This window comes from Micromonospora sp. NPDC047465, from assembly GCF_040643125.1.
Taxonomy (GTDB): Bacteria; Actinomycetota; Actinomycetes; order Mycobacteriales; family Micromonosporaceae; genus Micromonospora.
The window spans coordinates 1-21,282 of sequence record NZ_JBEYTP010000070.1 but is presented as its reverse complement, the minus strand read 5'-3'; the positions used below and the strand labels follow the sequence as shown (position 1 = coordinate 21,282).

The 21,282-nt window shown below is 74.7% G+C and carries 19 protein-coding genes; 4 read left to right on the top strand and 15 right to left on the bottom strand.

Going from position 1 to position 21,282, the window contains the following annotated elements:
• Positions 1 to 249: 249 nt before the first annotated feature.
• The 3 genes from ABZ793_RS32565 to ABZ793_RS32555 form a co-directional block, all read right to left on the bottom strand.
• Complete coding sequence (locus tag ABZ793_RS32565) at positions 250 to 864, bottom strand: hypothetical protein (RefSeq protein WP_357464442.1); 615 nt, start codon at positions 862 to 864, stop codon at positions 250 to 252.
• 34 nt (positions 865 to 898) lie between these two features.
• Positions 899 to 2,590: a DUF4012 domain-containing protein gene (locus tag ABZ793_RS32560; RefSeq protein WP_357464440.1), complete on the bottom strand. Its 1,692-nt coding sequence runs from the start codon at positions 2,588 to 2,590 to the stop codon at positions 899 to 901.
• Between the two features lie 208 nt (positions 2,591 to 2,798).
• Positions 2,799 to 4,022, bottom strand: a complete 1,224-nt coding sequence (locus ABZ793_RS32555) for a glycosyltransferase family 4 protein (RefSeq protein WP_357464438.1) — start codon at positions 4,020 to 4,022, stop codon at positions 2,799 to 2,801.
• A 159-nt stretch (positions 4,023 to 4,181) separates the two neighbouring features.
• Between ABZ793_RS32555 and ABZ793_RS32550 the strand changes: the two genes are divergently transcribed.
• Positions 4,182 to 4,748: a low molecular weight phosphatase family protein gene (locus tag ABZ793_RS32550; RefSeq protein ID WP_357464436.1), complete on the top strand. Its 567-nt coding sequence runs from the start codon at positions 4,182 to 4,184 to the stop codon at positions 4,746 to 4,748.
• Here ABZ793_RS32550 and ABZ793_RS32545 read toward each other — a convergent pair.
• Positions 4,729 to 6,186, bottom strand: a complete 1,458-nt coding sequence (locus tag ABZ793_RS32545; protein ID WP_357464433.1) for a polysaccharide biosynthesis tyrosine autokinase — start codon at positions 6,184 to 6,186, stop codon at positions 4,729 to 4,731. The genes ABZ793_RS32550 and ABZ793_RS32545 overlap by 20 nt on opposite strands.
• Positions 6,187 to 6,520: 334 nt before the next feature.
• Between ABZ793_RS32545 and nhaA the strand changes: the two genes are divergently transcribed.
• Positions 6,521 to 7,840, top strand: coding sequence for a Na+/H+ antiporter NhaA (gene nhaA, locus ABZ793_RS32540; RefSeq protein ID WP_357464431.1), 1,320 nt, complete (start codon positions 6,521 to 6,523; stop codon positions 7,838 to 7,840).
• 117 nt (positions 7,841 to 7,957) lie between these two features.
• On the opposite strand, the gene ABZ793_RS32535 is transcribed toward nhaA, so the two are convergent.
• From ABZ793_RS32535 to ABZ793_RS32490, 10 genes are all read right to left on the bottom strand, one after another.
• Entirely contained in the window at positions 7,958 to 8,155 is a 198-nt protein-coding gene (locus tag ABZ793_RS32535; protein WP_357464429.1) for a hypothetical protein, read from the bottom strand.
• 34 nt (positions 8,156 to 8,189) lie between these two features.
• Positions 8,190 to 8,477: a hypothetical protein gene (locus ABZ793_RS32530; protein ID WP_357464427.1), complete on the bottom strand. Its 288-nt coding sequence runs from the start codon at positions 8,475 to 8,477 to the stop codon at positions 8,190 to 8,192.
• Entirely contained in the window at positions 8,474 to 8,836 is a 363-nt protein-coding gene (locus tag ABZ793_RS32525) for a DUF1622 domain-containing protein (RefSeq protein WP_357464425.1), read from the bottom strand. Before ABZ793_RS32525 ends, ABZ793_RS32530 begins: the two co-directional genes overlap by 4 nt.
• Before the next feature lie 38 nt (positions 8,837 to 8,874).
• Positions 8,875 to 9,462: a TMEM165/GDT1 family protein gene (locus tag ABZ793_RS32520; RefSeq protein ID WP_357464423.1), complete on the bottom strand. Its 588-nt coding sequence runs from the start codon at positions 9,460 to 9,462 to the stop codon at positions 8,875 to 8,877.
• Positions 9,463 to 9,706: 244 nt separating this feature from the next.
• Positions 9,707 to 10,672 (bottom strand): L-histidine N(alpha)-methyltransferase, encoded by a 966-nt coding sequence (egtD, locus tag ABZ793_RS32515; protein ID WP_357464421.1) that lies wholly within the window; start codon positions 10,670 to 10,672, stop codon positions 9,707 to 9,709.
• Positions 10,673 to 10,713: 41 nt separating this feature from the next.
• Positions 10,714 to 11,460: an ergothioneine biosynthesis protein EgtC gene (gene egtC, locus ABZ793_RS32510; protein ID WP_357464419.1), complete on the bottom strand. Its 747-nt coding sequence runs from the start codon at positions 11,458 to 11,460 to the stop codon at positions 10,714 to 10,716.
• Positions 11,461 to 11,473: 13 nt separating this feature from the next.
• Positions 11,474 to 12,772, bottom strand: coding sequence for an ergothioneine biosynthesis protein EgtB (gene egtB, locus ABZ793_RS32505; RefSeq protein ID WP_357464444.1), 1,299 nt, complete (start codon positions 12,770 to 12,772; stop codon positions 11,474 to 11,476).
• Positions 12,773 to 12,807: 35 nt separating this feature from the next.
• On the bottom strand, positions 12,808 to 14,043 hold the full coding sequence (egtA, locus tag ABZ793_RS32500; protein WP_357464417.1) for an ergothioneine biosynthesis glutamate--cysteine ligase EgtA: 1,236 nt from the start codon (positions 14,041 to 14,043) through the stop codon (positions 12,808 to 12,810).
• A 141-nt stretch (positions 14,044 to 14,184) separates the two neighbouring features.
• Complete coding sequence (locus tag ABZ793_RS32495; protein WP_357464415.1) at positions 14,185 to 14,949, bottom strand: hypothetical protein; 765 nt, start codon at positions 14,947 to 14,949, stop codon at positions 14,185 to 14,187.
• A gap of 15 nt (positions 14,950 to 14,964) precedes the next feature.
• On the bottom strand, positions 14,965 to 15,594 hold the full coding sequence (locus ABZ793_RS32490) for an RNA polymerase sigma factor (RefSeq protein ID WP_357464413.1): 630 nt from the start codon (positions 15,592 to 15,594) through the stop codon (positions 14,965 to 14,967).
• A gap of 539 nt (positions 15,595 to 16,133) precedes the next feature.
• Here ABZ793_RS32490 and ABZ793_RS32485 point away from each other — a divergent pair.
• Together ABZ793_RS32485 and ABZ793_RS32480 are read left to right on the top strand one after the other, a co-directional pair.
• Positions 16,134 to 17,525: a serine/threonine-protein kinase gene (locus tag ABZ793_RS32485; RefSeq protein ID WP_357464411.1), complete on the top strand. Its 1,392-nt coding sequence runs from the start codon at positions 16,134 to 16,136 to the stop codon at positions 17,523 to 17,525.
• 179 nt (positions 17,526 to 17,704) lie between these two features.
• Positions 17,705 to 18,967, top strand: a complete 1,263-nt coding sequence (locus ABZ793_RS32480; RefSeq protein ID WP_357464409.1) for a nucleotide sugar dehydrogenase — start codon at positions 17,705 to 17,707, stop codon at positions 18,965 to 18,967.
• A gap of 58 nt (positions 18,968 to 19,025) precedes the next feature.
• Here the strand turns inward: ABZ793_RS32480 and ABZ793_RS32475 are convergent, their stop codons facing one another.
• The gene (locus tag ABZ793_RS32475) at positions 19,026 to 21,206 is read right to left on the bottom strand and encodes an FtsX-like permease family protein (protein WP_357464407.1); all 2,181 of its coding nucleotides are present in this window, start codon (positions 21,204 to 21,206) and stop codon (positions 19,026 to 19,028) included.
• Positions 21,207 to 21,282 lie beyond the last annotated feature (76 nt).

The following is a 21,282-nucleotide window of genomic DNA, read 5'->3' as shown; positions in this document are numbered from 1 at the left end:
AGTGCAGCAGCCCCCGCGCGTACGCCTGGAGCCCGGCGCAGGGATCAAGCCTGACCGCCCGGAGCCGGGCACGGCGGGCCACACCCGCACCCCGACGCGCAGCAACCCACACCCCCACCCCGACACACAGCGACCCAGGCCCCCACGCGCAGCAGGCGAACGGAAGAGAACAAGCCGACGCCCGCCGGGAAACCTCCCGACGGGCGTCAGCCGTTTCGCGGTGCCGGGCACAGCCCGAGGCGCTCACCGTCAGCGCGCGACCCCCATGCCGAAGCGGTGGCGCTTGCGCCAGACCAGCGACAGCAGCAGAAGCACCGCGCCGGCGCCGACGAGGCCGCCGCCGAACTTCATCGGAGTGCTCAGGCTGTCACCCGTGACGGGCAGCGGCGCCGGGGCGTGCTTCTTCAGCACGACAAGCTTCGCTGTCGCCACCTGGCCCGACGTCTGACCGACGGCCCGGAAGGTGTAGGTGCCGTGGTGGCGCGGCGTGTAGGTCGTGCGGAACTCGCCCTCGCCGTCGGCCGTGACCTCCAAGCGCCTCGGGCTCGGCTGCGGGGCCTGCTGGAACGAGACGGGCGCCATCGCGACCATCTCCCCGTTGCTGCGCCGCGCCTGCTCGGCGCCCGGAACCGCGGCGGCGAGCGGCGAGGTGCTGACGGTGATCACGACCGTCTCGCCCGGCGTCCAGCCCGTGCCGATCAGCGTGGCGGTCTGACCGACCACGACGGTCGTCGGGCTCACCGCGAGCGTCGCGGGACCGGGCACATAGGGCGGTGGTTGTGTGTCGCCCGGCGCCGGCTGCGGCTGCGCCGCCCCCGCGGCGGACGGCGCGGCCACCACGGCCAGACCGACCGCGAGCGCCATGATGATGCGGGATAGCCGCATGATTGGTTCCCTCCTACTGGTCACAGCTTTGTGCGGAAACAACTTGGGTGGTCCATGGGGTGGCGGTGGGGGTCAGCCACAGCTCGGCCGTACCGACGCCGGTCTTCGCGGTGAGCACGGTTACCTCCAAGGTGCGGGAGTCTCCCGGGCCGACCTCGACGTTTGCCGTGGTCACCTGGCGGCGCCGTTCGGTACCGCTGCCCACCGCCGTCTCGACGCCGTCGAGGTGGGTGGTGAGCACGGTCCCGCCAGCGGGGCTGTACACCGACACCAACGTGCGGGCGGTGTACGGGTCGCCGGCCAGGCCGAGGCCGAGGACCGACTTGCTGAGACCCGACTTGGGCGCCGACGAGCGCAGGGTGACCCGGAGCCGGAGCTCCCGGCGACCGTCGGTCCGGCAGTCGCCGACGGTGAGGGTCGCCGTCTGCCGGAGGTAGTAGCCGAGCTTCGCGCCGCTGCCGTCGTTGAGGAACACGCCGACCGTCGGCACTGTGTCCTTCTCCGGAAGCACCCCGGCCATTCGGCTGTCGCCGATCGTCCGTTGCTCTTCGGGTCGGGCACTCCAGAACAATATCCGGCGTTCGGTGACAGCACGGTCAAATGCGGACAATAACCCCTTCGGGTCGTATTTCTTCGTGACCAGCGCGTCGAACACGGCGGCGGCGGAGGCCGCGAAGAAGGCGTCCTGCTCCTCGTTGTCCATCCGCTGGTAGCTGTCGCCGAGCACCGTCTGGACGACCTTCTCCGCGGCCAGCGGGACGCCGCCGGGCACCATCACCGGGCCGGTGGCCTTCAGCAGGTACGACAGCACCACCGGGTCGACGGCGAGCACGCCGTCCACCGTGGTCCCCGTACGCCGCCGGAACATCTCCCGGTAGAGCGCGGCGGCGGTCGGGAAGTGCGGGGTGAGGTTGACGTCCGCCGGATAGATCCCCGGCAGGTCGGCCCAGAGGTGACGCACCTCCGCGGGCACCTTCAACGGCGGCTGGAACCTGCCCAGCGCGCTGCTGGTGCCCTGCCGCCCCATCCGGACCCTGCCGTCGTCGGCGTGGATCACGGCGTACGCGCCGATCATGCCGCCGGTGGCGCGCAGCTCGGCCGGGTTCTGGGACACCACGAGATAGGTGCGGGGGCCGGCAGCGCCCAGCAGGGGCGGGAGCAGCCGGGTGGCCTGGTCCGCCGCCGCGGTGAGGCCCGCCAGGCGGTCGATCTCCCCGCGCAGGTCGACGAGCGCCTGCCGGACCTGGCTCACCAGGCCGTCGGTAGGCACCGTGGCCAGGCTGCTCCGGGTGCCCTGCACGGCCGCGTTGACGGTCGCCAGCTCCGCCGAGACCGTCCGCAGCCGGGCCACGTCGAGCCGCCCACCCGCCGGCACCAGGCTGGCCAGGTCGGTGCGGAGCAGCAGCGGGAACGCCTGCCGGGCCAGGTCGTCGACGGCGACCGAGATCTGCCGCACGGCGGCCAGGTTGTCCCCGGCGTACGGGGTGTGCCGGCCGAGCCACCAGCCGGGGTCGCCGGTCGCCGACCTGGCCTTGCCCGCCTGCTCCTGGAGCGCGGCCAGGGTGCGCTGCGCGCGGGCCGTGTCGCCGCCGACCACCTGGGCGCTGAGTTCCCGGGCCAGCCCGGCGGCGTTGAGCAGGTGGGCGCGGGCCTGCCAACCCCGGAAGCCCACCCAGCCGCCCGTCAGCAGGAGCAGCGAACCCACCACGAGGCAGGCGAGAAGTGCCCGGCGAAGCTGCCGACGCCGCCGGGACCGGCCCCGCCGCCGGCGCGTTCTCTGGCTCTCCGTCACACCACACGTCCCTTCGCCGAAACGGACAGAAGACCCCATTCCTCCGCCTGTTCCTAACAGGTAACGATCGTTTTCGCCGGTAGATGACGGTATTGGCCGGTACGCGAGTGTCGCTCGCGGCTCAGCGGCCGGTGGCGCGGCCGGCAGCCGCGTCGTACAGCAGGCGTTCGATCCGGTCCACGCCCGCCGGCATGGACATCTCCCGCAGGTACGCCTCCCGGCCGCGCCGGCCCATGTCCACCCGGGCGGGCGGCGGGATGGTGGCGGCCAGCCAGAACCGGTCGGCCAGGCTCGCCCAGTCCTCCGGCGGGCAGGACAGCCCTGCCCGGGCCCGCTCCACCAGCTCGGCGGTGTCGCCGCCGGCCGAGGCCACCACGGGCGCGGCGCAGGAGAACGCCGCCTGGAGCTTCGCCGGCAGGGCGCTGCGCAGTTCCGGGAGGTCGCGCAGCATGACGAGCTGGTAGTCGGCGGCGGCGTACAGCTCCGGCATGTCCAGCGGAGACCGGCGTTCGACGAAGCGCACGTTCTCGGCGCGCAGTTCGGCGGCGAGCCCCCGCACCCGCCGCTCGTCCGCGCCCGAGCCCACCAGGACCAGGTCCATGGTGCGGTCCAGCGCCGCCGCCGCCCGTACCGCCGTCTCCAGGCCCTGCCGGGCGCCGATGGTCCCGGCGTGCATCACCACGCAACGCTCGTCGCGGCGCACCAGCCGGCGCGCCGCCCCGCTGGGCCGCGCGGGCTGGAAGATCCGCTCGTCGGTCCAGTTGAGCACCACCTGCACCCGGGCCGGGTCGGCGCCGGCGGCCACGACCCTGTCCCGCAGCGACGGCGCGGAGACCGCGATCCGGTCGGCGGCGCGGTAGGCCCGGGTCATCGCCGCGCCGATCCGCGCGGCCCACCGCCCGTTCCCGGCGCCGGTCGACTCGTCCGCCGCCCAGACGTCCTGCACGTGGACGACGGTCGGCACCCGGCCCAGCAGCCGCAGCAGGCCCGCGGCGGCGAAGGCGGTCGCCGGCGGCAGGTGGACGTAGAGCGCGTCGACGTCGGCGAGGAACGGCCGCCCGGTCAGCGTGGCGCTACCGGCGAAGGAGAGGTAGCCGGCCATCCGCGTGCGCAGCGACCCGTCGCCGGCGCTGTAGCGCGGGACCCGGCGGACGGTCAGCCGCTCGCTGCGGGTCTCGTGGCGCCAGCGCTGTCGCCACCCCGGGTAGACGTGCCCGCCGGGATAGTCGGGGAAGCCGGTCAGCACTTTCACCTCGTGTCCCCGCACCGCGAGTTCCTCGGCGAGGCTGCCCGGGATGAACGCCGGCTCGGGCGGGAAGTGGTAGGACAGGATCCCGATCCTCATCGGCGCTGCTCCATCCGGGTCAGGCGGTTCGGCGCGGCACGGCGTGGTGGACGCGTCGGGCCCGCGTACGATGCCCGCATCCCCTCCACGTCCGGCCGGCACCGACGGCCGGCGGCCGGCGCGGCGTTGCCCGCGCCCGCACCGACGAGAGGGGTCCAGATGGTCGACCGCGTGCTGTTCGTCTGCCACGCCAACCTGTGCCGGTCTCCGATGGCCGAGTACCTCGCCCGCCGCCTGCTGGCCGGGCAGCCGGTCGTGGTCTCCAGCGCGGGCACCGACGCCGTCGACGGCCTGCCGATGCACCCGTACGCGGCGGAGGTGGCGACGTGGGCCGGCGGTGACCCCACCGGCTTCCGGACCCGGCGGTTGCGCGGGGAGCACCTGGTCGGGGCGACACTGATCCTGGCGGCCACCCGACGCCAGCGCTCGGTCTGCACCGCGCTCGCGCCGGCGGCGCTGCACCGGACGTTCACCCTGCGCCAGTTCGCCCGGCTCGCCGAGGCCGCGGATCCGGCGGACGACGCGATCGCGGAGCCGGCCGACGGGCCCGTACGGGCCGCGGTCCGGGCGGCCGCCCGCGCCCGGGGGCGGCTGCAACCCGCCACTCCCGACGCGGACGACCTGGTGGACCCGATCGGCGGGACCGCCGCCGACTTCCGACGCTGCGCCGAGGAGATCGAACGGTCCCTGCGACCCCTCGCGGCGCTCATCGGGACAGCCGGGTGAGTTCCTGCGTACGGTCGCTGCGGCCGTCGATCCGCTCCGCGTGCCGGGCGGTCTTGGCCCGGTCGGCCGGCACGTCCGCCGGCCCGCCGGCCGCCACCACCCGGTAGGCCTCGTACTGGTAGGCCTCGGCCTTGGCCACCTTGGCCATGTTCAGCACGCAGCCGAGCAGCCGGACGGAGACCGAGTGCAGGGAACGTGCGGCGGCGGCCACCTGCGTCCGCGAGGTGCGTCCCTGCTGGGAGACCAGGAGCGCGCCGTCGGCCTGCACGGCAACCACCACGCCGTCGGTGACCGCCAGCAGCGGGGCGGTGTCGATGATGACGATGTCGGCGGACTCCCGCAGGGCGAGCAGCAGATCCGCCATCGCCTTCGAGCCGAGCAGCTCGCTGGGGTTGGGCGGCGCCGAGCCGCTCGGCAGCACCAGCAGGGACTTGTCGCCCCAGCGCTGCACCACGTCGCCGACCTGGACGTCGCCGACGAGCACGTCGGTGAGCCCGATGCCGGCGTCGAGCCCCAGGTAGTCGGCGACCTTCGGCCGGCGCAGGTCGGCGTCGACCAGCAGTACCCGCCAGCCGGCCTCGGCCAGGGCGATCGCGAGGTTGCAGGAGAGCGTGGTCTTGCCCTCGCCCTGCAGGGCGCTGGTGACCGCGATGACCCGGGCGGGCTCGTGCACGTCGACGAAGCGCAGGTTGGTGCGCAGCTTGCGGACCGCCTCGGCGCGGGCGGAGTTCGCCGCGTCGCCGACGATCAACGGCTCCGACTTCGCGGTGCTCTCGAAGGGGATCTCACCGAGCAGCGGGCTGCCGGTGGTGCGCTGGAGACCAGCAGCGTCGCGCAGCCGCACGTCGGCCAGCCCGCGCAGGATCGCCAGGCCGACGCCGGCGAGCAACCCCAGCAGCGTGCCGATCACGAAGTTGCGGACCGGCTGCGGCGACACGGGGCTCGAACTGACCCGCGGCCCGCTGACCACCTCGATCTTGATCGGGCCGGCCTTGCCGTCCTGGGTCATCTCCACCTTCTGCACCAGGTCCACGAACTTCGCGGAGAGCAGCTCGCTGACCTTCAGCGCCCGGTTCTGGTCCGTGTCGGTCACCGAGGCGCGCAGCAGGACGGTGCCCGTCTCGGTCGAGGTGCTGACCCGGCGCTGGACCTCCTCGGCGGTGAGCCCGATCGGGTTCTCGGCCACCACGCTCTGCGCGAGGCGGTCGCTGGTCAGCAGCTCGGCGTACGACTTGACGCGCTGCTGGAGGAAGAGGCCGCCCTGGTAGGCGTCCGTGACGCCCTGGCTGGGCGTGGTGACGAAGAAGGTCACCGAGGCGACGTACCGGGGCTGGGCCCGGACAGTGACGAGGGCAGTGACGCCGAGGGCGACCATGACGGTGAGGAGCACGATCCACCAGTGCTGGCGCACGAGGCGGAGTTGGCGGTACAGGTCCATCAGGCGAGCCTCCGGACCAGGCCGGTAACGCCAAAGAACTTCACGAAAACCCCCAAGGTCGACATAATCTCGTGAAACCATTAAAGCGACTCATACGACCTATGTCCTGAGTTATGCATTTTCACCCCTTGACATCTGCGCCGACTCACCAACCGACAAACGGGCGTGCGGCGTCCCGGGACGCGGGGGAGAAACGAACGGGCGTGACGTTTCCGACCATGAACTGCCCCGACTCGCCGGTGGCGGCGGCGATGGATAGGGTCGGTGACGGTGTGCCGGGAAGCCTGGTCGGCAGCTACCCCCTGCTGCCCCGACACCAAGGTGGACCTCGCGCATGAGCGACCGCGCCCCGCACACCGACCCCTCCCGCCCGACCCGCCGGCTCTTCTCGCGTACGTCCTGGCCGGAGGCCCGCTTCCTGGCCGACGTGCTGCGGACCGAGACGGTCGGCGGCGGTCTCCTCCTGCTCGGCGCGGTGATCGCGCTGGTCTGGTCGAACTCGCCCTGGGAGTCCGCCTACCAGGCCCTCGGCGGCTGGGTGCCGTGGGCCGGCGGGGCGGGCCTGCACCTCGACCTGAGCCTCTCCGCCTGGGCGGCCGACGGCCTGCTCGCGGTCTTCTTCTTCGTGGTCGGGCTGGAACTGAAGCGGGAATTCGTCGTCGGCGAGTTGCGGGACCCGCGGCGGGCGGCCCTGCCGGTGGTCGCAGCGGTCGGCGGAATGGCGCTACCGGCGCTGATCTACGTCGCGGTCAACCTGGCCGCCGGCGGGGACGGCCTACGCGGCTGGGCCATTCCCACCGCGACGGACATCGCCTTCGCCCTGGCCGTGCTGGCCGTCATCGGCTCCCACCTGCCGCAGGGCCTGCGGGCCTTCCTGCTCACCCTCGCGGTGGTCGACGACCTGCTCGCGATCACCGTCATCGCGATCTTCTACACCGACGACTTCAGCCCGCTGCCGCTGCTCGCCGCGCTCGCCCCGATCGCGGTCTTCGGCCTGCTCGTGCAGCGCCGCAGGACCTGGTGGTGGGCCCTGATCCCGCTCGCGGTGGCCGCGTGGACGCTCGTGCACGCCTCCGGGGTGCACGCCACCGTGGCGGGCGTCCTGCTGGGCTTCACGGTGCCGGTCCTGGGCAGGGACGGCGGCACGCACGGGCTCGCCGAGCACCTGGAGCACCGCTGGCGCCCGGTCTCCGCCGGCTTCGCCGTACCGGTCTTCGCGTTCTTCGCGGCCGGGGTGTCGCTGCGCGGGGCCGACCTGGGCGCGATCGTCACGGACCCGATCGTGATCGGTGTCGTCGCCGGCCTGGTGGTCGGTAAGGCCGTCGGGATCTTCGGCTCGACGTTCCTGCTCGCCCGCTTCACCCGCGCCCGGCTCGACGAGGACATCACCTGGACCGACCTGCTCGGGGTGGCGCTGCTCGCCGGGGTCGGGTTCACCGTCTCCCTGCTGATCGGCGAACTCGCGTTCGGCGCCGGCACCGCGGCCGACGACAACGTCAAGGCGGCTGTGCTCGCCGGCTCGGTGATCGCGGCGATGCTCGCCGCGGTCGTGCTGGTCCGGCGCAACGCCGCCTACCGGCGGATCGCCGAGGCGGAACTCGTGGACGCCGACCGCGACGGCGTGCCGGACGTCTACCAGCGCGGGGACGGCTGACCCGGGACGGCCGAGGGGCTGACCCGGGACGGCCGAGGGGCTGACCCGGGACGGCCGCGGCCGGAAGCCGAGCGGACTCCGGCGGGACGGCGACCGGCCGCCGGAGCCCCGGACGGGTCAGCGGCGCCGCTCGGCCTCCCGGCGCTCCTCCTGCTCGTCGGCGAGGGCGTCGCTGACCGGCTCCATCAGGTCGTCGCCCGGTACCGCCACCTCCTCCGCCCGGTCCTGCTCGTCGGCCCGCCCGCCGGCCGGCGGCTGCGGGGCGGTGGCGCCTCCGGCGAAGCCGTACTCGTTCGGCTCGTCATGCTTGCTCATGTGGCAGTCCTCCCGCTTTCTCCGGTTTCGCCTCCTACCGCAACGGTAGGTGGTGATCCTCTTGCCCGCTGGAGGCCGCCGATAGTCGTGGCTGCGCCGCGCCGGTGAGCGCGGCCCACAGCATCCGGCGCAGCAGGACGATCGCCGCCGCAGCCGCCAGCTCCGCCCAGCCCTGGTCAACGGCCAGCCGCAGCAGGCCGGCGGCCGTGAGCAGGTCCAGCAGTACCCGCAGCGCGCAGCGCCAGGAACGTGTGCCGACCAGCACCGCCAGGCCGGCGAGCGTGGCCAGCGCGGTGGTGGCGGTGGCCAGGACACGGGTCACCTGCGGTGCCCCGTCTCCCCCACCTGCCGCTGCTCCTGGCGGATCTCCCGACCCAGGAAGTAGTTCAGCGCGGTCCGGATGGTGGCGATGGCCGCCAGCTGCCCGATCTGGGTGAAGGTCGGCGAGACCGCCGTACGCAGGATGTCCGCCGCGAGCTGGAACTCCAGCCCGAGGGTGAGGAACCGGCCCAGGGAGAGCCGGATGGGGGTGAACACGGCGGCGCTGCGGTGTCGCAGCCCTTCGACCACGAACCGCAGCGCCGCCCAGGCCGCGCCGACGAAGATGACCACCGCGCCGGCGATCTCCACCGCGGTGACCAGGGCCTGGTAGCCGTGGCGCAGCACCTCCTCGACGCCCACCGGCTGGCCTTACCCGGCCCGCTCGGCGGTAGTCGGCGTCAGGTGAGCTGCGCGACCGCCTCCAGGATCAGCCAGAGCCCGCAGATCGCGAAGAGCGCGGCGGCGCCGTACTTGATGGTCTTCTCCGGCAGCTTCTTGCCGAGCATCCGCCCGACCAGGATGGCCAGCGCGTCCGCCGCCACCATGCCGACCGTCGAGCCGAGCCAGGTGCCGAACCAGCCGTACTGGGTGGCGAGGGTGATGGTGGCGAGCATGGTCTTGTCGCCCAGCTCCGCCAGGAAGAACGCGACCGACACCGCCACGATGGCGGACTTGCTGGACTTCTCGGCCTTGCGCTTCTCCTCCTCGGTGAGCGTGTCCCCGCGCAGGGTCCACGCGCCGAAGCCGAGGAACGCCAGGCCCGCGACCAGCGAGATCCACTCCGTCGGCAGCGCGGCGCCGAGCCCGTAACCGATCGCCACCGAGGCCAGGTGCACGACGGCGGTGGCGACGGTGATGCCGATCAGGACCGGCACGGTTTTGAAGCGGGTGGCGAAGGTCAGGGCCATCAGCTGGGACTTGTCGCCCAGCTCGGCGACGAAGATGACGCCGAAGCTGACCACCAGCGCGACGAGGAAACCTTCCATGACATCCTTCCGGATCACGCCGGGAGGAGGTACGGGGGCGCCCTCGACCCGGCTGCGACAGCCTGAGTCGAAGGTCTCGCCCGCCCCGGATGACGAGGCCGCGTGGCCGGATGCGGAACGCACCAGTGTGTCGACCACGACATTGGGGGCTACTCCCCTTCGCGCCGCCCAGCGTAGCCGACCACCGGCCGGGCCGGGCACCACGGGTGAAGATCGTCACGCGCCGCAGGCCGGCCGGTCCCGGTCACTCCGCGCGGGCCAGGGTGACGCCGAACAGGCCGTCCGGGTCGGTCCAGAAGTCGTGGACGGCGAAGCGGGCCGCCGCCAGCTCCGTCGCGATGCCCTCGGGCCGGAACTTCGCGGACACCTCCGTGCGCAACTCCTCGCCCTCGGCGAAGGTGACCGCCAGGTCGAGCACCCGGACCCGCATCGGCCGGAGCGCACGCAGCCGCATCTCGATCCACTCCCGCGCCGGGTCCCAGAGCGCCACGTGGGCGAACGCCTCCGGGTCGAAGTCGGCGCCCAACTCCCGGTTGACCACCCGCAGCACGTTGCGGTTGAACTCGGCGGTGACCCCGGCCGCGTCGTCGTACGCCGGCACGACGACCGCCGGGTCCTTGACCAGATCGGTGCCGATCAGCAGCCAGTCCCCCGCCTCCAGGGCGCCCCGCATCGCGCCCAGGAACCGCGCCCGCTCGGCCGGCAGGAGGTTGCCGATGGTGCCGCCGAGGAAGAGCACCAGCCGCCGCCCACCGGTCGGCAGCCGGTCCAGGTGACGGGTGAAGTCCCCCACGATGCCGCGCACCCGCAGCCCCGGGTAGTCTGCCGCGATCTCGACGGTGGACTGGCGCAGGGCGCTGACCGACACGTCCAGCGGCACGAACGTGCCGAGGCCACCCCGCCGGGTGAACGCGTCCAACAACAGCCGGGTCTTCTCCGACGAGCCCGAACCGAGCTCGATCAGCGTCTTCGCGCCGGTCAGTTCGGCGATCGCGCCCGCCCGTTCGGCCAGCACGGCGCGTTCGGCCCGGGTCGGGTAGTACTCCGGCAGCCGCGTGATCTCCTCGAACAGCTCGCTGCCACGGGCGTCGTAGAACCACTTGGGCGGCAGCCACTTGGGCTCGGCCGTCAGGCCGGCGCGGACGTCCTCCCGCAGGCTGCGGCCAAGGTCCTGCTCCTCGAGGTGGATCTCCAGCGGCTCGGCGCCCATGTCTTCCCCTTCGTCGTCGGAACGTCCCTGTCGGCCGGCGGTCAGACCTCGGCGAGGGCGCGCAGACGCACCCCCGTCGCGGTCGCCTCCACCAGTTGCCCGTCCGGCACCGCCTGCCAGCCGGGGTCGTCGTCGTGCGGTTCGGACGCCAGCAGCACCGAGGCCGGGGTCGCGCGGACCGACAGCGCGTGCCCGGCCACGCTGGCCACCACGGTGTGGCCGTCGGTGAGCAGCAGGTTGAGCCGGGACCCGGGGGCCGCCGCGGCCACCGCCGTCACGGTCTCGGCGATCGCGCGGGCAGGCTTCACCCCGGCCCGCAGCCGGTGCCGGACCAGCGCCCAGAGCAGCGCCGAGTCGGTGGCCGCGTCCAGGGTGAGCAGGTCGCGTACGGGCAGGGTGCCGGCGAGCGGGACCATCGTGTCGGGCCAGCCCCGCACCACGCCGTTGTGGCTGAACAGCCAGGGCCCCTCGGCGAACGGGGCGGCGGCCCCGTCGAGCACCGCCATGCCGACCGTGGCGGAACGGACGGCGGCCAGCACCGCGCCGGCGGAGGTGACCGCCGCGAGCTGCGCGATCGTGGGGTCGCTCCAGATCGGCTGGGCCCGCCGGTAGCGCACCGGCTCGCCGGAACCCGGATACCAGCCGACGCCGAAGCCGTCGGCGTTGATCGTCCCGCCGCCGCGCATGTCGCGTGGCGCCCAGGACTGCCGCACCAGGGCGTACGGCGGGTCGAACAGCAGCTCCCGCAGGGTGACCGGCGGCCCCAGGTAGGCCAGGTGGCGGCACATCAGGCGGCCGTCCTCACGGCTGGGACTCCTCGGGCCGGGCGTCGCGGGCGCAGCGGAAGCCGCTGAAGATCTGCCGCCGGATCGGGTAGTCCCAGTTGCGGAAGGTGCCCCGACAGGCGGCCCGGTCGGTGCCGAACGACCCGCCCCGCAGCACCTGGTAGTCGTCGCCGAAGAAGACCTCCGAGTATTCGCGATAGGGGAACGCGGTGAAGCCCGGATGCCCCCGGAAGGTGGTGGAGGTCCACTCCCACACGTCGCCGATGAGCTGGTGCACGCCCAGCGGCGAGGCTCCCGCCGGGTAGGCGCCCACCGGGGCCGGCCACAGGTGCCGCTGCCCCAGGTTGGCGTGCGCGGCGGTGGGGTCGTCGTCGCCCCACGGGTAGCGGCGGGAACGGCCGGTGGCCGGATCCCAGCGGGCCGCCTTCTCCCACTCCGCCTCGGTCGGCAACCGCTTGCCGGCCCAGGCCGCGTACGCCTGCGCCTCGTGGTAGCAGACGTGCACCACCGGCTCGTCGTCGCGGACCGGGGCCCACCGCCCGAAGCGCCGGTAGGCCCAGCCGTCGCCGTCGCGCCGCCAGTGCATCGGCGCGGAGAGCCCCGCCTCCCGGCGGTGCCGCCAACCGGCCGGGCTCCACCAGCGCGGTTCGTCGTAGCCGCCGTCGGCGATGAACTCGCGGTAACGGCCGTTGGTCACCGGCGTGGCGTCGATGACGTACGCCGGCAGGTGGACCCGGTGGGCGGGGCGCTCGTTGTCCAGCGCCCACGGGTCGGTGTCGGTGCCCATGGTGAACTCACCGGCCGGCACCAGCACCTCGCCGCCGACCCGGGTCCGCGGCTCCGGCGGCGGCGGGGCGTGCAGCACCGCAGGGCCGGTGCGGAGCTGGTGGGTGGCGAGCATCGTCTCGTCGTGCTGCTGCTCGTGCTGCACGATCATGCCGAAGGCGAAGCCGTCGGCGACCAGGGGGCGGTCGGTGAACGCGACCCTGTCCAGCAGGTCGAGCACCTTGTCCCGCACGGTGAGCAGGTAGGCGCGGGCCTCCTGCGGCGGCAGCAGGGGCAGCGACGGGCGGTCCCGGCGGGGCTGTTTGAACGCGTCGTACAGGTCGTCGATGTCCCGCCGGACCGGCTCGCGGCCACCCACGTCCCGGACCAGCCAGAGTTCCTCCTGGTTGCCGACGTGCGCGAGGTCCCACACCAGCGGGGACATCAGCGGCGAGTGCTGCCGCACCAGGTCGGCCTCGTCGACCGCCTCGGTCAGCAGCGCCGTGCGGGCGCGGGTGCGTTCCAGCTCCGCCGCGATCCGGCTGCGCAACTGCTCCGCGCCCGGCCGCTGCGTGGTCGCTCCGGTCACGCGTGCCTCCTCCCCGCGGCGGCCCGTCGCCGCCGTACGCCTCGGTCGATGTCGTCGTGCAGGGCCGCCGGCAGGCCGAGCCGGGGCAGGGCGGCCAGGGCCAGGTCGAACAGCTCCACGGCGGCGGCGGCCAGCGCCGGGTCGCGCAGGCCGTGCCGGGCGGCGGCGCGCCAACGGTGTGCCACCGGGCCGGCGACGGCGCGGGCCGCGTGCACGGTGCCGGGCTCGGCGAGCAGGGCGGCCACCACCGCGAGCGCGACTGCCCAGCCCCGGCCGGGCTGTGCGTCGAGGTAGCGCAGCTCCAGGTAGCCCCGGGGGCGCACCGGCGGGAACAGTGTGCTCACGTGGTAGTCGAGGTCGTCGGTGGTCGGCGGTCGGGGCAGCGCCCCGTCGACCCAGTCGGCGAAGCTGACGGCCGGCGGCGGCGTCCAGTCGGGACCGCCGCCGCGTACGCAGAGCAGCGGCGCGGCGAGGACGTAGTCGGTCCAGGCGGCGACCGGGTCGGCGTCGGCCCGCTCCGGCGTCCACACCGGCCGGGTGCGGGCCGGGTCGATGGCGAACCAGGCCGCCATGCGCGCGGACGCCCAGCCGGTGGCCCGGCCGGCGTGCCGGTCGGCCGTGGCGAAGGCGGCCAGCAGGGGCGGCCCAAGCGCGTGCACCGTCGCCCAGCGGGCCGGCAGGTGCTCCGGCTCTCCGGCGTCCAGGCAGACCTGCAGGCCGGCGGTGCTGTACATCATCGTCCGGCCGGCGGCGCCACGCCGGTCGAAGACGTGCCGCATGGCGCGGTAGCGGGGGGTCTCGACCACCGCCCGGGGCGGCCGGTGGGGGTCGATGCCGCTCTGGCCGAGGACCAGCCCGGCGGCGGCGAGCAGGCCGCTCAGCTCGGCGATGTCGCCGTCGGTGGCCTGGACGAGGGTGGCGAGCGAGGTGCGGGGCGCGGTGGAGATCTCCAGCTGCCCGCCGGGCTCGACGGTCACGGTGCCACCGTGACGAAGCGGTGCGGCGGGGCTCGCGCGATCGAGGGTCGGGGGGCTGTGCCGCCCCAGCGCCGCCCGGAGCCGCTCGCCGTCGACGGGGCGGGCGGGGTCGGCGGCGTCGTGCACGGTCCATTCGAGTTCGACGCCCGTGCGGGTCGGCGGGCCGGTCTTGAAGCAGATCCGGGCGAGGTGACCCGCGGCTGCGGCGCGCTCCCGCAGGACGATGCTCCGGTCGAGTTCCGGCGACGTCACCACAGGACGGGCTCCCTTCCCCGCGCCGACTTCCGGACCGTGCCACCGTAGCGCCACCCACCGTCATCAGCAGGGCGTCGGCGGCCCACCACTTCTGTTTCTAACAGACGGATTTCGCGTGGCCGGCCGGAACGAGCAGGGCGATCAGCCGGTCGCTTCCAGGGACGGCGCCGTCGTGGGCTCGGCCCTCCTCGAGTTCCTCGACTCCGCCTCGGGCACCAGCTCCCGACAGAAGGCGTCGACGTTCTCCCGGCCGCCCGCCGCGGTCACCACGCCGGCGTACGTGGGGCTGTCCAGCGCGTTCTCCCGCTGAGCCGGCGGCTTGGCCAGGTACGCCCGGCAGAGCCCCCACAGCTGCTCGGTGCGCTGCTCCGGCGGTCGTGGCCCGCCACCGCCCGGGGCGCCGGGGGTGGCCGCACCGGGCGTGGGGGCGGCGGACGGGCCGCGCGAGCCGTCGGTGGGCGCGTCGGAGGGGGTGCCGCCACTGCCGGTGGCGCCGGTGGACCCGCCCTGCTCCGTACCCGTGGTGGCCGGTGCCGGCGTGGCCGGACGCGGCGGCGGCGCCGGGTCGTCGGGGCGGTCCAGGGTGACGGCCGCGAAGGCGGCGCCCGCCGTCGCGGTGACCGCGATTCCGGCGGCCCAGGCCACGGCGCCGGCGGTGAACCGGCGTCCCCGCGGTGGCCGCGTCGCGGCGGCGGTGGCGGGCGCGGCGGCGCGGGCGGCCCGGAAGGCTGCCAGCGCGCCCTCCTCGCCGGCCAGTTCACCGGGGCGGGCGGGGGCCGCCGCGGCCGAGAGCAGCCGGGCGAGCGGATCCGGGTCGGCGGCGTCGGGCGAGCCGGCGCGGGCCGCGTCGAGCAGCCGGTCGGACTCGGCCCGGTCGGCGGGCCGCTCGTGCCGGCGGAAGGTCATCTGATTCCCCTCACGTCAACCGTCCGCCGGCTCGGCGTGCGGCGCCTGCCGCCGACCGGCGCGCGGACGCGGCGGGGTGGCTTTCTCGGGGTCGGCCGGCGGCTGGGACAGGTCGTAGCGTGCCATCAGGGCGGCGAGGCGGCGCAGACCCCGGTGGGCGGCGGTGCGCACGGCACCGGGCCGGCGGCCGAGCACCCGTCCGGCGGTCTCGGCGTCCAGCCCGATGACGGCGCGGAGCAGGACGGCCTCGGCCTCGCGGGGCGGCAGGGTGGCAATCAACGCCAGCGCCGCCTCGGTGCCGATGGTCTCGCCGGCCCGTTCGGCGGTGTCGGCGTCGCCGGCCAGCTCGCTGAGCGCCTGCACCGGCACCGGCAGCGACGGACGGCGGCGTTGCCGCCGCAGGTGGTCCATGGCCCGGTTGCGGGCGATGGTCACCGTCCAGGCCCGGAACTCGCCGCCGGTGAAGCTGGGCAGGTCGCGGGAGATCTGCAGCCACGTCTCCGAAGCGACATCCTCGGCGTCGGCGCCGACCAGGGCGGTCAGGTACCGCAGCAGACCGGGCTGGAGGCTGCGGTAGAGGAAGCGGAAGCCGTCCTCGTCGCCGGCCTGCGCCGCCGCGACCGCGTCGTTCAGCTCAGCGGACACGGGACCGCCGCCTCCGCTTCCCGGACGTGCCGGGGTGGCGCACACCCACCCGGGCGTGCGCGACGCCAGCACGGTCCGGCCCCCGGACCTGATCCCGCACCCTCAGCCCCCCGCTGACCTGGTCACGCCCGGGACCGCGGCGGCCCGGACGGTAGTTCTGGACTCTCGCCACGGCGGCACGGCCGGCGGCGCCGGCGACGCCGTGGGGCGGGCCCGAGTCGGGCTAACGGTAGGAGCACCGGGCCGATCGGACAAGTCGGCCCCGGTCGGCAAAAGAGTGAGAATTATCTACCTGATCGGGTGGCGGGTCGCCGTAACGCGGCGCGCGCCCGGGACGCTGCGCCCACGCACGCCCGCGGCAAAGGGGCGTTCGTCCAGCGTACGGCGGCGGCGGGCGGATCTCGTCACGGGGCGTCCCCGGGCGGTCACACCATATCGGAGGCGGCCGTCGACGCACAGCCCTCCGTGGGGCGGGTCGCGCCGGTGGGCCGGCCCGCTCACCGCGCGCCGTTCTCCGCCGCTCTGGGTACGGTGGTGCTGTGTTGTCATCGGAGGTCGTACTCAGCGGTCGGTACCGCCTGGACGAGCGTGTCGCCACGGGCGGCATGGGCGACGTCTGGCGGGCCAAGGACCTCGTCCTCGGCCGTCAGGTCGCGGTCAAGGTCCTGCTGCCCGCCCTGGTCTCCGACCCCGACTTCATCGCCCGCTTCCGCGCCGAGGCACGGATCATGGCCGCTCTGCGGCACCCCGGCATCGTCCAGGTCTTCGACTGCGGCGAGGACGACCTGCCCGACGGCGGCCGAGCCGACTACCTGGTCATGGAGTTCGTGACCGGCCAGCCGCTGTCCAAGCGGATCGAGGCCGCCGGTCGGCTCGACGTCGGCGAGACGATGGCGATCGTGGCCCAGGTCGCGGAGGCCCTGCACGCCGCGCACCTCGGCGGAATCGTGCACCGCGACGTCAAGCCGAGCAACCTGCTGGTGCAGGAGAACGGCAGCGTGGTGCTGGTCGACTTCGGCGTGGCCCGGTCGACGAACGTCACGAGCATCACCAGCACCAACGCGGTGCCCGGCACCGCGCTCTACATGGCGCCCGAGCAGGCCGCCGGCCGGCCGGTCTCGGGTGCCACCGACATCTACGCCCTCGGCGCCGTCACCTACTGCTGCCTGAGCGGCAGCCCGCCGTTCACCGGCGACAACCCGCTCCAGGTCGCCGTCCGGCACCTCGACGACGAGCCGCCGGAGCTGTCACACGACATCCCGGAGGCCGTTCGCGCGCTGGTCTCCCGCGCCCTGGCGAAGGATCCGGCCGACCGGTTCAGCAGCGGGGCCGCGATGGCCCAGGCCGCCCGCGCCGCTGTCTCCGACCCGTCGGCGGCGACCGCCATGGTGCCCGCCCCCGGCGTCGCCGCGCTGCGCGGCGCCGACCCGGGCACCCGCACCGACGTCCCGGTCGTGCCGGCCGCGGCCGCGCGGAGGAAGCGCCGCGGCCCCCTGGTGGGCGCGGCCGCGGCGGTGCTGGTGGCGTTGGCGGGCCTCGGCGCGGCGCTCGGCGCGACGGGCGACACCGACGCGCCCGCGGTGAACGTGCCGAAGACGACGGCGCCGGCCGCCGTGCCGAGCGCGGAGGCGCCGACCGAGCAGGAGCGGAACCCGGACCGGGGTCGGCCGTTCCGGCCCGCCGGGTCCACCTCCAGTCCGTCGCCGTCGGCCACCGTGCCGCCGCAGTCGCCCCCGCCGAGCCAGACGGCCGACCCGGAGTCCCCGGGGCCGACGGGTAGCACGGATCCGACGCCCAGCGACGGCTCTTCGCCGGGCGCGTCGACGGGGCCCACTCCCCCGGCGAGCGGCGGGCCGAGCACGCCGGGGGGCGACACGAACAACCCGCCGGGGGGCGGGGGCGGCGGCGCGGCGACGGACCGTTCGGCCTGATCTCGGCACCCGTGCCGCCGCACCCCGGCGGGCGGTCCGGCCCGTTCGGGCGCGCACGGTGACGCACTGCCGACACTCCACGGACCCCGGCAGCACCGGTAATCCCAAAACGGACTTACAGGCACAGAGATCCCTCTAGGCTCCCAAGCAGGTTGTTTCCGTCTGCCTCGGGAGTCCGGGTGAGCGTTGAGAAGTTGGTCGTCATCGGCCAGGGGTACGTCGGCCTGCCACTGGCCATGCGGGCGGTCGAGGCGGGCCTGGACGTGGTCGGCCTGGACGTCGACTCCGACCGGGTCAAGCGGCTCGCGTCGGGCGAGTCGTTCGTCGAGGACATCCCCGCCGACCGGCTGGGCCGGGCGCTGGCCAGCGGCCGGTACCGCCCGAGCACCGAGTACGCCGACGCCGAGGGCTTCGACATCTGCGTGATCACGGTGCCCACGCCGCTGCGCGACGGCACGCCCGACCTCAGCTTCGTCGAGCAGGCCGGCATCGGCATCGGCCCGTACGTCCGGCCGGGCTGCGCGGTGGTGCTCGAGTCGACCACCTACCCCGGCACCACGGAGGAACTGCTGCGCCCGCTGCTGGAGTCGGCCAGCGGGCTGCGCAGTCCGGGCGACTTCCACCTCGGCTACAGCCCCGAGCGGATCGACCCGGGCAACCAGACGTGGCGGCTGGAGAACACCCCGAAGGTCGTCTCCGGGGTGGACGCGGACTCCCTCGCCCGGGTGGACGGGTTCTACCGGCGGATCGTGGAGCGGACCGTGCCGGTGGGCTCCACCCAGGTGGCCGAGCTGACCAAGCTGATCGAGAACACCTTCCGCCAGGTCAACATCGCCCTGATCAACGAGCTGACCATGCTCTCCCACCACCTGGACATCGATGTCTGGCAGGCGATCGAGGCGGCCGAGACGAAGCCGTTCGGGTTCATGCCGTTCCGGCCCGGCCCCGGCGTCGGCGGGCACTGCCTGCCGATCGACCCGTGCTACCTGTCCTGGCAGGTCAAGCGGCGCCTCGGGCGGCAGTTCCGGTTCATCGAGCTGGCCAACGACGTCAACCACGAGATGCCCGAGCACGTGGCGCAGCGGATCATGGGCGGGCTGAACCGGACCGGTCGCACGATCAGCGGGGCCCGGCTGCTGCTGCTCGGGCTGGCGTACAAGAAGAACACCGGCGACATGCGCGACTCCCCCGCGGTCGACGTGGCCCGCCGTCTGCAGGCGCTCGGCGCGGACGTGCGGGCGGTGGAGCCGTACGCCGAGCCGCACCAGATCCCCGGCGGGGTCCTCGTGGTGGAGCTGACCGAACGGGAGATCCGCGCGGCGGACGCGGTGGTGGTGGTCACCGACCACGACGTCCTCGACTACGACCTGGTCGTCCGGCACGCCCGGTACGTCTTCGACTCCCGCAACCGGTGCTCCGGGCCGGTGGTGGAGCACCTCTAGACCCGGCACCGCTGGCCGGTCCCGCCACCCGGTGGGCGACGGGACCGGCCGGCGGATGTCACTGGTCGCCGAGCGCCTCGACCACCGGCCGGGCCAGGGCCCGGCGGGCCGGCAGCACCGAGGCCGCCAGGGCCGCCACCACGGCGACCCCGAGGATCAGCCCGAGCTGCCCCAGCGGCAGCACCACGGCGAAGTCCCCGCTGATCCGGGCCAGCAGGGCCATCGCGGCCGCGCTGACGCCGGTGCCGAGGCCGACCCCGAGCAACGCGCCGACCAGCGCCATCAGCACCGCTTCGACGGCCAGCACGGCCCGCATCCGGCCCCGGGTCAGGCCCACCGCCCGCAGCACGGCGTTCTCCCGGGTCCGCTCCACGACCGACAGGCTCAGCGTGTTCGCCACCCCGACCAGCGCGATCACCACCGCCAGGCCGAGCAGCGCGGTGACGAACGCGAGCAGCATGTCGACGGTGCTGGTGAGCATCTTCTTGTACGCCCCCTGGTCCATCAGGTTGGCCGTCGGGTAGCGGGCGACCACCGCCTCGATGGCGGCCCGGGCCTGGTCGGCGCTGACGCCGTCGGCGGGGTCGATCTCGGCCAGGTAACCCCGCTCGGTGGGGAAGAGCGCGGTGAAGTCGGCGTCCACCACGTCGATCACGTGACCGGCCGGGACGGAGCTGCCGGCCAGGACCGGCCCGTCGTCGGTGACGACCGCGGCCACCCGGAACGACCGGCCCCGCACGGTGACGGTGGAGTCGGTCGTCCAGCCCCGCGCCTCCGCCAACTCCCGGTGCACCAGGACCGACCCGGGCGCGAGCCGGTCGACGTCGCCCGCCACGACCCCGGTCAGCGTCCGGCCGACCAGCGCGGGGTGGGCGGCCCGGACCTCGACGTCGGCGGTGACGGCGCTGCGCTGCTCGTGCACCACCGCCAGCTCGGGCCGGGCGCGCAGCTCGCCGACGAGCGGCGCGGGCAGGTCGCCGCCGATCCCGGTGACCAGCCAGTCGACCCCGATCTCGGCGTCCACGCTGCGCTCGATGCCGTCCTTGGTGCTGCGCGCGCCCACCACGAAGGCCGACACCAGCCCGATGCCGATGACCAGGGCGGTCGCGGTCGCCGCGATGCGGCGCGGGTTGCGCACCGCGTTGGCCACGGCCAGGCCGGCGGTGGCGCCGAACAGCTTCCGGGCGGGCCAGCCCAGCACCCGCACCAGCGCCGGGACGAGCACCGGCCCGAACAGCACGATGCCGAAGAAGGTCAGCACCCCGCCGAGCGCCACCAGCACCACCTGGACGGCGGACGCGGCGGCCACCAGCGCGGCGATGCCGGCGGCGAAGACCAGCGCACCGACGGCGAGCCGGAGCCGGCCGGCGCCGCGGGCGGGCTGGACCGCCGCGTCGGTGAGCGCGGCGACCGGCGGCACCCGGGTGCCCCGCCACGCGGGCAGCAGGGCGGCGCCGACCGTGATCGCGGTGCCCAGCAGCAGGCTGAGCAGCACGGTCGGGGCGGTGAGGGTGAGCCCGCCGGAGACCGGCACGTCCAGCCGCGTCATGAGCTGGTTCATGCCGCCGGCCAGGGCGACGCCCAGCAGCACGCCGACCGCGGAGGCGACGGCGCCGATCACGGCGGACTCCAGCAGCGCCGCCCGGAACATCTGCCCCCGAGTCGCGCCGACGAGCCGCAGCAGCGCCGTGCGCCGGGTCCGCTGGGCGAGCACGATGGCGAAGGTGTTGGCGATGACGAACCCGGCGACCACCACCGCGACCCCGGCGAAGGTCAGCAGCACCATGTTGAACTGCTGCAGGTCGCGGACCGCGTCCTCGACCGCGTCGTCGAGGATGCGCTGGCGCGTCTTGACGGTCGCGCCGGCTCCGGCCGCCTCGGCGGCCCGGTCGGCCAGCGCCGCGTCGGTCACGCCCGGGCCGGCGGCCACCATGATCCGGTCGTAGCCCCGCTGCCCGGTCACGGCCATGGCGTCCGCACCGACCAGGCCGATGAACGGGCCGCCGACGTCGCGCGGGGTGCCGGCCACGTCGACCGTGCCGACCAGGGTGTACGGGCGGGCCGCTCCCCCGCTGCCGCCGACGCGTACGGGCCCGCCGAGGGTGAAGCCCTCCTCGGCCACGGTGGGCGCGTCCAGCACCACCTCGCCGGGGCGGTCGGGCAGCCGCCCGGCCACCACGTCGTACGAGCGCAGCGCCGGGTCGACGGGGATCGCCGCGAGGACGGCGTAACCGAGCACGGGGCGGGGGGGGGGGGGGGCGGCCCCCCCCCCCCCCCCCCGCCCCCCCCCCCCCCCCGGGGCCCGCCCCCCCCGC

What these genes read in the sequence shown, in the direction of transcription:
- ABZ793_RS32520 (WP_357464423.1), bottom strand. Translation starts at nt 9,462, where the DNA reads ATGGAAGGTTTCCTCGTCGCGCTGGTGGTCAGCTTCGGCGTCATCTTC.
- nhaA (WP_357464431.1), top strand. Translation starts at nt 6,521, where the DNA reads ATGAGCGACCGCGCCCCGCACACCGACCCCTCCCGCCCGACCCGCCGG.
- ABZ793_RS32550 (WP_357464436.1), top strand. Translation starts at nt 4,182, where the DNA reads ATGGTCGACCGCGTGCTGTTCGTCTGCCACGCCAACCTGTGCCGGTCT.
- ABZ793_RS32535 (WP_357464429.1), bottom strand. Translation starts at nt 8,155, where the DNA reads ATGAGCAAGCATGACGAGCCGAACGAGTACGGCTTCGCCGGAGGCGCC.
- egtC (WP_357464419.1), bottom strand. Translation starts at nt 11,460, where the DNA reads ATGTGCCGCCACCTGGCCTACCTGGGGCCGCCGGTCACCCTGCGGGAG.
- ABZ793_RS32495 (WP_357464415.1), bottom strand. Translation starts at nt 14,949, where the DNA reads ATGACCTTCCGCCGGCACGAGCGGCCCGCCGACCGGGCCGAGTCCGAC.
- ABZ793_RS32555 (WP_357464438.1), bottom strand. Translation starts at nt 4,022, where the DNA reads ATGAGGATCGGGATCCTGTCCTACCACTTCCCGCCCGAGCCGGCGTTC.
- ABZ793_RS32565 (WP_357464442.1), bottom strand. Translation starts at nt 864, where the DNA reads ATGGCGCTCGCGGTCGGTCTGGCCGTGGTGGCCGCGCCGTCCGCCGCG.
- egtD (WP_357464421.1), bottom strand. Translation starts at nt 10,672, where the DNA reads ATGGGCGCCGAGCCGCTGGAGATCCACCTCGAGGAGCAGGACCTTGGC.
- ABZ793_RS32545 (WP_357464433.1), bottom strand. Translation starts at nt 6,186, where the DNA reads ATGGACCTGTACCGCCAACTCCGCCTCGTGCGCCAGCACTGGTGGATC.